This window comes from Chloroflexus sp. (assembly GCF_056331925.1).
In genome coordinates this window covers 160875-173455 of the sequence record NZ_JBWGQH010000005.1, presented here as the reverse complement: position 1 = coordinate 173455, position 12581 = coordinate 160875, and the positions used below count along the sequence as shown (strand labels likewise).

The following is a 12581-nucleotide window of genomic DNA, read 5'->3' as shown; positions in this document are numbered from 1 at the left end:
TGTGTGTGGGGAAGAATGACGAAGATTTCTCGCTACGCTCGAACTGACAAAGATGTCTCGCTGCGCCCGAACTGACAGTGGTTTGCGCACAAGAACCGTACTCCGCGCGACCTACCCGTCACACGACCCCATTGTCATTTCGAGGGCGCACCAGCGCCCGAGAAATCTGCGCGTGGGAAGGAGAGCACCGCACCTGTCATTTCGAGGACGCGCCAGCGCCCGAGAAATCCTGTGTGTGGGGAAGAATGACGAAGATTTCTCGCTACGCTCGAACTGACAAAGATGTCTCGCTGCGCCCGAACTGACAAGAGGGAGCTGGTGGCAACTGGATTTACACGATGGTTTGGTGAATATGTTGCTAAGGGTTTAAGTATAGTTGAAGGTGTAAATGGCTTGACGACAGGGTATGTAGTCCTTTTAGATTAGTGTGGGTTATTTATGAGACAAAGCACCTAATTTCTCAACAAAGCAACAGTCAAATTATAAGGAAATTATCAGCTATCTGATGAGCAAACTGTCACGATGACCGACATAGAGCATGGTATACTCTGAGCATCAAAGGAGCCGGTTATGGTTGCGCGGGGGCGCAACCGGGAGGAAAGAAACACCCGAACGTACTACTAATAAGTCTAGCGCATGGACTTCACCACGGTGAAGTTGACGAGGACGGAGGTTCCCGGTGCGAGCCGGAGCTAACGGGTGATAGCCACCCGGAACATCGAGAGATCAGCGGAAGCCTCCCCGGTGCAGGGCGCCACCGGTAAACCGATGGGGCAACGCCTCCCGGTAACGGGCAAGGACAAAGCCATCGGTAGCGACCCACCACCTAGCCTTCCCCCACCCAAGCTTATCTCTCGTGACTGCATCACCACAGTAACGGCGTTTTACTCAGAGGTGTTCGCCGTACCGCTTGATGATGCCGACGAATGGTGTAGAGCCGCACTATGTGCGGCCTAGACGAGGAGTGTTTGCAATGTGTGGCATTGTTGGCTATGTTGGTACACGTGACGCGACCGAAGTCGTAATTAACGGCTTGCAACGTCTGGAATATCGCGGATACGATTCGGCAGGTATTGCGATCTACGACCCTACCATCGGCTTGCAATTACGCCGTAGCGTCGGCAAGTTGCACAATTTGCGGCAGCGACTGGTCGCTGAACCAACTCGCGGGCATATTGGGATCGGCCATACCCGCTGGGCAACCCACGGTGGTGTGACCGAAATCAATGCCCATCCGCATCGTGACGCGAGCGGTGGCATTGTGGTCATTCAGAACGGGATCGTCGAAAATTATCTGTCTCTCAAGGGACGGCTGATCGAGTTGGGCTACCAGTTCGAGTCGCAGACTGACACCGAAGTGATTGCTAAGCTAGCCGGGCATTATTACCATCAGTACCGCGATCTAGTTACTGCGGTGCGCCAGACCCTCCAGGAATTGCGTGGTGGTAACGCTATCGTCGCATTCTGCATCCACGAGCCGGACACCCTGGTAGCAGCACGGCTTGGCAATGCGGGTGGTGTAGTCATCGGCCTTGGCGATAATGAGCAGTTTATTGCTTCAGACATTCCGGCTATTCTCGACTATACCCGCAATTTGATCTTTCTTGAGGATCGGGATGTTGCAGTGGTGCGCCGCCATGAGGTCACTATCACGCACCTCGATGGAACTCCGGTCGAACGCACAATCCACGCCATTCCATGGGACCCGGTCGCGGCTGCGAAAGGCGATTATCGCCACTTTATGCAGAAGGAGATCGATGAACAGCCACGCGCACTGATGGACGTGTTACGTGGGCGGATTGACCAAGAGCACGGACGGATCACACTGACGGATATTCGCCTGAGCGATGCTGATCTGCGTCGGGTGCGTCGTATTTATGCAGTTGCCTGTGGCACTGCGTGGCATGCCGGCTTGGTAGCGAAGTTTTTAATCGAGCAACTCGCCAGAGTGCGGGTTGAAGTCGATTACGCCAGCGAGTTTCGTTACCGTAACCCAGTTTTGCAGAGTGATGATGAGCGTGACGCCTTGCTCCTGGCGATCACGCAAAGTGGTGAGACGGTTGATACCTTGGCTGCGATGGAGGAGGCGCGTAACCAAGGGGTACCGAGCGTGGCAATTGTGAACGCCATCGGTAGCCAAGCGGCGCGGTTGGCCGACGGTGGCCCGATCTATCTCCACGCCGGCCCAGAAATCGGGGTAGCTTCGACCAAAGCCTTTACCTCAATGCTGGTAGCGGCCTACCTGTTTGCGTTACGGCTCGCGCAGGCGCGCGGTACACTCACCCCGGCCCAAATCCGCGAACACATTCAGGCCCTGATCGAATTGCCAGGTAAGGCTGCCCAAACTATCGAACAGACAACGCCGCTCTGTATTACCCTTGCCGAACGTTACCACAAGGCGAATAATGCGCTCTTCCTTGGCCGCCAGATCAATTATCCGATTGCCCTCGAAGGCGCGCTCAAGCTGAAAGAAATTAGCTACATCCACGCCGAAGGGTATCCGGCAGGCGAAATGAAACACGGCCCCATTGCGCTGATCGATGAGCAAATGCCGGTCATCTGCATCACCCCGCGTGACCACATCTACGAGAAGATGGTGAGTAACATTGAACAGGTGCGTGCGCGTCACGGTCAGGTGATCGCTATCGGTCACCTTGGCGATGAGTTGCTCGCCGAAAAAGCTCATCATCTGATCGGTGTACCGGCGACGTTGCCCCTCTTGCAACCGGTACTGAACGTCATCCCGTTGCAGATTTTCGCCTACCACGTCGCCGTACTACGCGGATGCGATGCCGATCAGCCGCGCAACCTCGCTAAAAGCGTCACCGTTGAGTAGTGACCGATTAGGCAACACCGTCAAAGACGGGGGATCATACCGATCCCCCCTCATCACGCCGTATCTGATCTTTCTGATCATACAACGCTTGCGCTGCCTGCTCCGCCCGCCCGGCCTCTGCCGCATCAACACCATCAGGTCGGTATCGCGCCTGCTCGTAAGCCGCTGTCAAGTCGGCTAGCGGTGCTGGGTCGGATAAAGTTGGCGCAACAGTAGCGTACCATTCCGCCGGAGTTTGGGCTAGCGCACGACGCAAACCACGCTGTTCTAGCACTAACAACACCTGCACATACGCACGGCGGACTCGCGTTACCGGATCGTTCCCACGCAATGCCGCTAACACAGCCTGCAACCCACGCAACCGACGCTGAAAAGGATTACGCAACAAACCCAACAAATCGCGTAGATCGTTCAACACGCTTTGCCCGACATCCAGCGATTCGCGCTCTTCATCTATAGCAACAAACCGTCTTCGGCGCTGCCACAGCAACACAGCAATCAACAGTGCAGCCAGTGGGATCAACGCTAACACAAATGTTGCCTGCTGCGCCAACGTGATCACTGCCGATACCGAACTCTCATCGACCGGTACTGTATCAGGTGTTGGTGGTGGCTCAGGGCGAAGATTCATCTGCACCAATGCCTGTCCTAACAACGCAAAGAGTGAGCGGATCAGATCACCAAAGACGGTTGTGAAGAGGTAGACAAGTCCCGCACCGACAAGCGCAAACGGCAACAGCAACCAGCGCAAGACGGTCACGATCGCATCTAGTGTCACATCACCACTGAGTGTTGCAGTCAGTACAACACTTACTAGCAAGACACTGCCGATAATCCCAACAAGCAACATCGTCCAGCGCAGATCGAGTTTTTGCCCGTGAACGGTTGCCGTCTCAACCAGGTGGGTAAGTGCTAAAGCTGCCAAGCCCGTTCCGACCAGCGTAACCACATACCCCAGCAGCAACTCACGCTGTGGGACAGCACCGGCGCGGAGCAGCGGGCCAAGCAAGAGTGCAGCTACCACCACGATCCCTACTTTACCGGCCAGTGATAGCAGTGTGGCACTGTCGTGTTCGGCCAACCTAACCCCACGCCAAACCAGAACAAAGGCACAAAGGACGGTGAGATAGACAAGGCCGCTCTGTGGATGGCCCGGCAGCAGCGCGGCCCATACGGCCACCGGCGCTAGCCCGAACGCCAACCCGACTAAGCCGGTTGCAGCCACCGGAGGAGCCACCGCCAGGACGAGGCGATGCCATGGCCAACGCAACCGCCGACTCGCAGTATCGGCCAGCCAACCGACCAACACTGCACCGGCCAATCCCAGCCACGGCAAAGCGACACCGGTGAGGGACAACAACGGTAGCGCAACCACGGTGGCTTCAAAAGCTACCAGCGAAACGATACGTACAAGACGGAGCATCATCTAGTATTCAAAACTCGGCGGGGGCGCAGCATCGCTGTGCCCCCGCAGTACCGTTGACGGACGAACCTGTATCCACCTACTTCGTCTCACGATAGAGCACGTGGCGGCGCACAATCGGATCGTACTTGCGCAACTCCAGACGGTTCGGATCGTTGCGCCGATTCTTCTCGGTGGTATAGGTGTGACCGCTTTCGGTGCTCTTCAGCTTAATCACGATGCGGTTACCCTTCTTGCTGGCCATAGCGATCCCTCTTCCCAGAACTACACACGAAATTGCGCCGCTACGGCGCACTGGCATCTAGTATACCATAACTGGGCTAGCGCAAGCAACTGTAGCAACAACGACACGTATCAAGCCGCCGCTTCGCGTCGGAAGACCACCCGCAGCGACGAGTCCTCGAAGAAAGCATCTTGGGCCCGCAGCCGCGCCAGCGACTGTGGTAACACAATACGGTGCCGATGCCAACCAACGGATATCAGCAACTCATCATCGCTTTGGGCTAAATGCACCTGATCTTCCGAAGCAAACGGCAATGGCACGATCAAGTCGTACCCATCCGGCGTCTTCTCGAGACGCTGCGTTGGACCCTGGTATAGGAATGCCGCCGGGTCACGCCGCCCAAACAGATGATCGGCCAACTGCGATAACAATTCTACGCCGACAATCTCTTGCGAAAAATGCGGAGCACGTAAGATCGGCAACGGCTCAAACATCTCTTGCACCATTGGTGCATACTGTTGCTGCATCTCGCGCCACTGCCCAAAGTGAGCATCAACGTTCGGCGGTAAAATTCGATTGACGATAATCGCATCGACGGCGTAGCCAAACAGACTCAGATAGGTCAATGAGCGCTGCGCCTCACGGATAACCATCTTTTCGAGGTTCATCACGATCCGCGCCGTACAGATTTGCTGGTTGGTCAGCAACTGACGCACATCGATCAAGGCATCAATTGCTTGCTGCGCCGAAGCCAACACATCATCATCGGCAATCGGCATGTCGGTCACCCGTCGCGCCACCGGACGAACGACGCGCAACAGGGCCCGTGCAATCGGAAACAGGCGGGCAATCCACCATCTCATTACATCGGGCAAAGACAGCAAGCGTAGCGTTTCGCCGGTTGGAGCCGCATCGACTACGATCACATCGTACTTCCCTTCATCGTAGTGACGCTTGATCTGAAGTAAACTAAAAAGTTCCTCGGTACCGGGAATAACCGATAACTCGCCCTGTGCAATCGTTTCTACCCCTTGCCATGCCAATAGATCGGCTAGATAGCGCGAGACGACACCCCAACTCGACTCAAGCTCGTGGAGGGCATTGATCTCTTGCGCCCATAAATTGGGCGCTACTTGTAAGGGTTCTGCGCGCAAATCGACCCCTAGCGAATCGCCCAATGAGTGAGCTGCATCGGTCGAGAGCACAATTGTCCGATATCCGAGTTGGGCGCAGCGGAGGGCGCTAGCCGCTGCAACACTCGTTTTACCAACACCACCTTTGCCGGTATAGAAGAGGATGCGCATACTCGACCGTTCATTCTAAAAGCGACTTTACTTTATAATACCGCTAAATTGTCTTTTATGCAAAACTGTGCAAAGCGAGATTTAAGCCCAGCCGAGATCATCGGGCTTACCGGTCGAACCACTGTCGTCCTCGTCCTTCTTGCCACTTAGCTCTTCTTCGAGCATCTGATCGACCATCTCGTCCCAATCTTCACCGGCATCTTCACCTAGCTCCTTCCCCAGACGTTTTGCCCAACGGGCAATCGATCGCGGATCACTTTCGTCAAGCCCCATAAAGTTTGCCGGATCGGCCAGTGCTTCGATCCGGTCATCTTCTGACTTGAGCGTCGCAAAACGCGAAATCGCCCGGCGAACCTCGGTATTCCCACAACGCGGGCAGGCCAAACCGGCCGGATCGCTAAACCCGTGTACTAATTTTTGAAACTGCCCATTACAAGCCGGGCATATGTATTCATAGATCGGCATGGGTAACCTCGCACGACTCAGTGTGTGGTTGCGATCAGCAGATGCTCACCAACAATCACGCACTTCACCGGATAATCTCCTCGACGAGTGGTAACGGTGGTGGTGGCGTGTCATGAATAGTATAGGCACTGACAAGCCGTTCGGCAACTGCGTCTACATCACTCTGACGAGCTGCATGGATGGTCACCAATGGCTCACCGACGGCAACGCTCGCTCCGACCTTTGCCCGCAAAACTAGTCCGACTGAGTGGTCAATCGTATCTTCCTTCTGCGCCCGACCACCACCTAATGCATTCACGACTAACCCCAATGTTTGACCATCAATTGCAGTGACAAATCCAGCGCGCGGTGCTGCCAGATCAACGTGAACCGGTGCATTTGGCAATCGATCAGGATGGTCAAGCGTTGTCACATCACCACCCTGATTGGCGACCATCGCCCGGAACTTTTCCCATGCTGCACCATTGTTCAACGCTTCGACCAACAAGGCACGCGCTGTATCAGTGTCATCCCGCAAACCGGCCATGCACACCAATTCACTGCCAAGTACGAGACACAACTCCACCAAATCGGAGGGACCTGAGCCACGCAATGCCGCCACTGCTTCCCGCACTTCCAGCGCATTACCGACGGCGAAACCGAGCGGCTGCTGCATACTGCTGATCACGGCCGTCACCTTCCGGCCGGCGTGTCGCCCAATCGCGACCATTGTGCGTGCCAATTGCCGCGCATCGTCGAGAGTATGCATAAAGGCGCCACGCCCATACTTTACGTCAAGTACAATACAATCGGCCCCGGCAGCCAGCTTTTTGCTCATCACACTTGCCGCGATCAGAGGAATAGACTCAACGGTTGCAGTCACATCACGCAACGCATACAGCTTTTTATCGGCCGGTGCCAGATCACCACTTTGCGCAGCAACGACCAAACCTAGCTCGCGGACGGCGCGGCGAAACTCTTCAGCGCTCAGGTTGGCGCGAAACCCGGGAATACTTTCCAGCTTATCAATAGTACCGCCACTAAAGCCAAGCCCGCGACCGCTCATCTTCGCCACCGGCAACCCGACCGCCGCCACCATCGGCACCAACACGAGCGTTGTTTTATCACCGACCCCACCGGTTGAATGCTTATCAACCGTTAGCGGTGCGACATCGTGTAAATCGAGCATGTCGCCGCTACGAGCCATTGCCATCGTCAAATCGGCGGTTTCGCGATCATCCATGCCGCGCAATACTATCGCCATTGCCAAGGCCGCCATCTGATAATCGGGAATCTCGCCGGCAGCGTATCCTTGCACGAGCCACTCAATTTCCGCCGTAGTCAATGCGCGACCATCACGTTTCGCGGCAATAATCTCAACCATCCGCATAATGATCATTCCTTTCCACCGTGCTTACCCGGTGCTTGCGTTTGCACGCAAATCACGGATCGCTTGCGGTAAGAGCGGGAGTAGATCGCCAGCCACAACACCGGCATCACCCAACATCAACCGGGCCTTTGCACCGGCAGCACCATGCAGATAGACACCCAACACTGCTGCATCAAATAGTCCACATCCTTGGGCGATCAGACCGGCAATTGCACCGGCCAACACATCACCCGAACCGGCAGTCGCCAACGCCGGATTAGCACCGTCGTGAATCACAGTACGCCCATCGGGTGCGGCGATCACCGTTGTTGCCCCTTTCAACACCACCGTCTGCCGCCAGCGCTGGGCCGCCTCCGCAGCTACGGCTACGACATCCGGCGGCAATTCCTCCACACCGAGCAACCGACGCATCTCACCAGGATGCGGGGTCAGTACACACCGTTCCAGCGGTAAGCGCTCGAACCAGCCATGAGCACTCGCCAACAAATTGAGGCCATCGGCATCAATGACGGTAGGCGGCAATTCTACCGTGTGGGGCGGTGTATGATCTTCGGTCTCACCTACCGCCACAAACCCAACCCGCGTGCGGCTACGTACCTGATCTAATCCAAATAGGCGCAGCACCAGTGAACGGGTTGCTTCAGCTTGCCCCAGCCCCGGCCCAATTAAGAGAGCTTGATAGCGCGGTAAATCATCGGCTAGTTCTTCAATCGCTGCCGGCCCAATCGCTCCCCAATCACCTTCGGCTACCGGTAACAAGGTTACTTCCGGTGGTAACGAAGCTAGCGCCAACACATTCCGCCCGGTTGCCAAGGTGACTAAGCCGGCCCCAACCCGCTGAGCACCCGCACAAGCTAACACCGCTGCGCCGGGATAGTTTATCGAACCGGCCAGGACCAGTACCTTGCCAAACACTCCTTTGTGCGCATCAGCCGGGCGTGCCGGCAACAGCGAACGAGCCTGTGCACCGGTTAATCGTGTACTCATAGTCAATGCTCCATCTAACGCCCCCAACCCAATCGGTGCAACGACGAGTGTCCCAGCATAGCCACGGCCCGGCCAGAGCAATACCCCGCGTTTGAGCAGACCGGTTGCGACCGTCAGATCGGCCTTAATCGCTACAGTCGCAACCCGACCATCATCGGCAGCAACCCCGCTTGGTATATCGATTGACAGGACGCGCAGATCGGTGCGTCGGGAACGCACCTCATTCACCATAGTAATAATTGCCGCCAGATCGGCTTGTGGTGGGCGCGCGCCGGTCCCCAGCAGTCCATCGATGACCAAGACCGCCGTCTGCAATGCGGCGCTCAGCAGCTTGCCATCGGTATCATCGGCCGCGTGTACTTCACACGGCTGACGTGCGCGACACGCCGACAAATTTGCATCGACTTTTGTACGTCGCCAGCAATAGAGTATGACCTGCGCACCGGCATCGGCCAAATGACGCGCTGCAACTAACGCATCACCACCGTTGTTACCAGGCCCAACCAACACCAACACATCACGACCGACTAACGGTGCAAAATGGTGCAATGCCGCAGTCGCCACCCCGGCACCGGCTCGTTCCATCAACACTGCCCAATCGTCGCCACGAGCTACTGCTGCCTCTTCAGCCGCTCGCATTTGTGCTGCGGTCACGACAAATGGCAAATCCGTTTCCATTCGCTGCTCCCAAACGAAAGCTGATATTGCTCTTGGTTAACAGCTCTCCGGTTTGTCCATCGTACTTATTGTTATAGTAGGTCTGGCGTAGATGACAATTCCCCAATAGTGGGATAAACAACAAATACGGTTACACCCCACTACGATCCGCCCAAGCCACAACACTCGCTATTGCCAACTCATCGGTATGAGACAAACTTACTGCCAACGCACGGATCTGCAAGGCGTTGGCCGTCTGCGCGGCTACCCCGATCAAATGCAATGTAGGACGACCGGCGGCATCACGCACTACCTCAATATCATGTAAGCCGGCACGCGGCCGATGATCCACGGCAAATGCCCCCAAACCCCGCAACCCGATCCCCAACGCCTTGGCGCACGCCTCTTTGGCAGCCCACCGTGCTGCCAACGCCTCATAGCGCATCACCTGAGGGGCAATCTCACAATCGGCTCGTTCGGCAGCGGTATAGACACGGGCCAAAAAACGCTGTCCATAGCGTGTCACCGCCTGCCGGATCCGTCTCACTTCAACCAGATCAACTCCGTGGTACAACATCACACGGCCTACTGCGTTCCGATCAGCGAGACTTCTGCGACCCGCGAGTCATAGTCATGCCCGTTGGCATAGATTTCAACACTGCGCAGATACCGATAATCGGGCAACCAACCCGGATCGCGCAAATCTACCCGAAATTGAGTCCACTTCGACGGCTCAATCCGCACGTAGAAAACACCATCAGCCCGTACCCGTAACGCATCATCACTAACCGCCGTGTAGATACACACTACCCGTTCTTCATCAGGATCGGTTGGGCTGGTCCGACGGGCTACAATCCGAATCATAACCGGACACTCGGTCCCTCGATCACCGGCTGCCGTGAGCGACTGATAATCGACCCGCGCCCACAACGAAAAGACGAGCGACCGGAATTCAGACACATCTACCCCGGTTCCCTGTACGCCTAAGTTTTGCCGAATACTGGTAACAAAGCCGTTTATCTGCCCACCGACACGGTAGAACCATGCCGCAGTACGCCAATCTTCGGGGCGACAAACGAGCGTCTCGTTCGGTGGTCGACAAATCGGTGCAAGCCGAAAGAAGCCTCGTTCGGACAATGGCAAGCTCGGGGTTCCCGACACCTGCCACGTCGTTGCGCGTGTCAGTGTTGGGTCATCGGTGCGCGTCGTATTGTTATACTCTACCTCTGAAAAGCGGGAGAAGCCACCATCGCGGATCAATTCCCACCGTGCCGGCACCGGAAGACCGGGCAAATCGGCCGGATCAATCTCGATCCGCTGACCGGCAGTTAGCCGTACCGCCTGACCGACCACGCCGATCACTGTTGCACTACCGGCCCGCACCGCGACATCGGCTACCAATGCCGGACGGTCGTCAACCCGAATAACCCGCCGTTCGGGCGGAAACATCCCGATGCTGTAACTACCACCGGGCAACAACTCGACGCGCGTATCACCAACGAGCACGGTAAATCGTACCGTTTGAAACGGCTGATCACCGCGCAAGTCGTACCGGATGTAGCCACCTGTCTGTTCGAGGATAATCTGTAACGTTCCACTATGCCAGCGCGTAGTACGGAGTTCGACTAAGCGCAACTCAGCCCCGGCCCAGAGATCGAGCTGGCTACCCTCAAACAAACGTAACGAAGCGACCTGGCCGTATCCGACATTCGGTAATGCACGCAAAACGTCGCCTTCACCTAACTCTTGCTGATCGCGCGTCCCCTGAAAGATCGTGCGTCCGACCGGTTGCCAGACAATACTCTCATTAGAACTTCGCACAATTAACACTGCCCGATGGACATCGGTAACCGTCAGATACCATTGTCTGAGGCTCAGAACGACCATCGTGACAATAGCAAGGAACAGTGCAAAAAAAACAAACAGGGTTAGCCACGCAATTCGCAACGTGCGACGTTGAGCGGTTATGCGATCATGCGAAATTACTGTTGGTGTTCCCATACCTTGTTATTATACTCGAAGCGACTAACAACTCAGCAAAACTGCAATAGGCAGCGCCATCGGCATATACTTGAACATCCGTACTTGACAAAACAAGTGTTCGGAAGTTATAATTGCTCATAAGTTCTAGTTTTGTCTGCCGCAGTCCGCTAGGGCCGCGGCCTACTGAAAGGATAGCGGCCATGCGAAGACGTGAGATGTCTGATCGACAAGCGGAGATTTACCAATACATTGTCGATTTTATCCGCGAGCGTGGCATTTCGCCATCCATCCGAGACATCCAACACGATCTGCACATCTCGTCAACCTCGGTCGTTTCGTATAACCTTAACGTGCTTGAGCGCCTCGGAAAAATTATCCGAAACGACAAGATTTCACGCGGCATCAGCTTGCCGGGCCTCACACCGGCTCGTCTTGACCAGGCCATTGGCCGTGTACCTTTGCTCGGCACTATTACTGCCGGTTCACCATTACCCGATCCCGAAGAGATCGATCTGAACAGTGCCGAGCAGATCGTTATTCCGGCTGATGTTATCCCACCGAACCGACTCAACGGTGTGTATGCAATGAAGGTACGCGGCCAATCGATGATCGATGCCTTAATCGACGACGGTGATATTGTCTTGCTGCGCTGGCAAGAGACCGCTGAGAATGGCCAGATGGTTGCTGCTCGCCTGATTGACGAAAACGCAGTGACGCTAAAGAAGTTCTATCGCGAAGACGATCGGATTCGTCTTCAACCCGCTAATGCGACGATGCCACCAATCTATACCGCGCCCGATAATGTGCAGATTCAGGGCCGTGTGATCGGCGTGCTGCGCAGTTTATTATAGTCTGGTTCATACCCGGCGTGTGCCCACAGTACGGTGTGGCGACGTCTGATAGTCGGCACGTCAAATGAGCCGTGCGGATCCGGTAAGCAGATTAAACTGCTTCGGTAGTTGTATCATTGACTTACAAACCAGGATAAGGCGTTCGACGAGCGGCAGCGAACAACGTACATGAACAATAGGGTTGCCATCTGTTGACAATATTGTACTTTACCGTGGCATTATCTACCCGCGTGAACCGAGACCATCGCCAAACAACGGATCGCGTGGATCGACCAGCACGGTATCGCATCCAACACCGCATAGCGGATGGGCTGGTGCAGCAACCTCCCGGTTCCCGCTGAACAACGGCCAACCGGTAACGTGACTCTGCATCCACCTCCTGCGCGAGCGACCACAACCAGCGTTGCTGTGGATGCACGAGGCTCACGCGCCGACCAGCTAGTAGATGCACGAAGGAAGCTGGAGCGCCCGGCACACACTACC

General features: G+C 55.8%; 11 protein-coding genes. 2 read left to right on the top strand and 9 right to left on the bottom strand.

The window, feature by feature from the left end:
• The first annotated feature begins 973 nt into the window (after window positions 1-973).
• The gene (gene glmS, locus AC01ZF_RS04585) at window positions 974-2836 is read left to right on the top strand and encodes a glutamine--fructose-6-phosphate transaminase (isomerizing) (protein ID WP_424674427.1); all 1863 of its coding nucleotides are present in this window, start codon (window positions 974-976) and stop codon (window positions 2834-2836) included.
• Window positions 2837-2870: 34 nt separating this feature from the next.
• Here glmS and AC01ZF_RS04580 read toward each other — a convergent pair whose 3' ends face one another.
• The 8 genes from AC01ZF_RS04580 to AC01ZF_RS04545 all read right to left on the bottom strand — a co-directional run bounded on the left by AC01ZF_RS04580 (window position 2871) and on the right by AC01ZF_RS04545 (window position 11265).
• Complete coding sequence (locus AC01ZF_RS04580) at window positions 2871-4262, bottom strand: DUF4129 domain-containing protein (RefSeq protein ID WP_476575152.1); 1392 nt, start codon at window positions 4260-4262, stop codon at window positions 2871-2873.
• 76 nt (window positions 4263-4338) lie between these two features.
• Complete coding sequence (gene rpmG / locus AC01ZF_RS04575; protein ID WP_015941946.1) at window positions 4339-4503, bottom strand: 50S ribosomal protein L33; 165 nt, start codon at window positions 4501-4503, stop codon at window positions 4339-4341.
• Window positions 4504-4613: 110 nt separating this feature from the next.
• On the bottom strand, window positions 4614-5786 hold the full coding sequence (locus tag AC01ZF_RS04570) for an ArsA family ATPase (protein ID WP_015941945.1): 1173 nt from the start codon (window positions 5784-5786) through the stop codon (window positions 4614-4616).
• A gap of 81 nt (window positions 5787-5867) precedes the next feature.
• Window positions 5868-6251 carry an FmdB family zinc ribbon protein gene (locus tag AC01ZF_RS04565; RefSeq protein WP_424674429.1) on the bottom strand — a complete coding sequence of 128 codons (384 nt, stop codon included), beginning with the start codon at window positions 6249-6251 and terminating at the stop codon, window positions 5868-5870.
• 64 nt (window positions 6252-6315) lie between these two features.
• Window positions 6316-7620 carry a pyrimidine-nucleoside phosphorylase gene (locus AC01ZF_RS04560; protein WP_476575151.1) on the bottom strand — a complete coding sequence of 435 codons (1305 nt, stop codon included), beginning with the start codon at window positions 7618-7620 and terminating at the stop codon, window positions 6316-6318.
• Window positions 7621-7644: 24 nt separating this feature from the next.
• Window positions 7645-9285, bottom strand: coding sequence for an NAD(P)H-hydrate dehydratase (locus AC01ZF_RS04555; RefSeq protein ID WP_476575150.1), 1641 nt, complete (start codon window positions 9283-9285; stop codon window positions 7645-7647).
• A gap of 130 nt (window positions 9286-9415) precedes the next feature.
• Window positions 9416-9841: a holo-ACP synthase gene (gene acpS / locus AC01ZF_RS04550; RefSeq protein WP_424674432.1), complete on the bottom strand. Its 426-nt coding sequence runs from the start codon at window positions 9839-9841 to the stop codon at window positions 9416-9418.
• Window positions 9842-9849: 8 nt separating this feature from the next.
• On the bottom strand, window positions 9850-11265 hold the full coding sequence (locus AC01ZF_RS04545; RefSeq protein ID WP_476575149.1) for a FecR family protein: 1416 nt from the start codon (window positions 11263-11265) through the stop codon (window positions 9850-9852).
• A gap of 182 nt (window positions 11266-11447) precedes the next feature.
• On the opposite strand from AC01ZF_RS04545, the gene lexA reads away from it, so the two are divergent.
• Complete coding sequence (lexA, locus tag AC01ZF_RS04540) at window positions 11448-12098, top strand: transcriptional repressor LexA (RefSeq protein WP_424674434.1); 651 nt, start codon at window positions 11448-11450, stop codon at window positions 12096-12098.
• A gap of 222 nt (window positions 12099-12320) precedes the next feature.
• On the opposite strand, the gene AC01ZF_RS04535 is transcribed toward lexA, so the two are convergent.
• Complete coding sequence (locus AC01ZF_RS04535) at window positions 12321-12470, bottom strand: hypothetical protein (protein ID WP_424674435.1); 150 nt, start codon at window positions 12468-12470, stop codon at window positions 12321-12323.
• Window positions 12471-12581 lie beyond the last annotated feature (111 nt).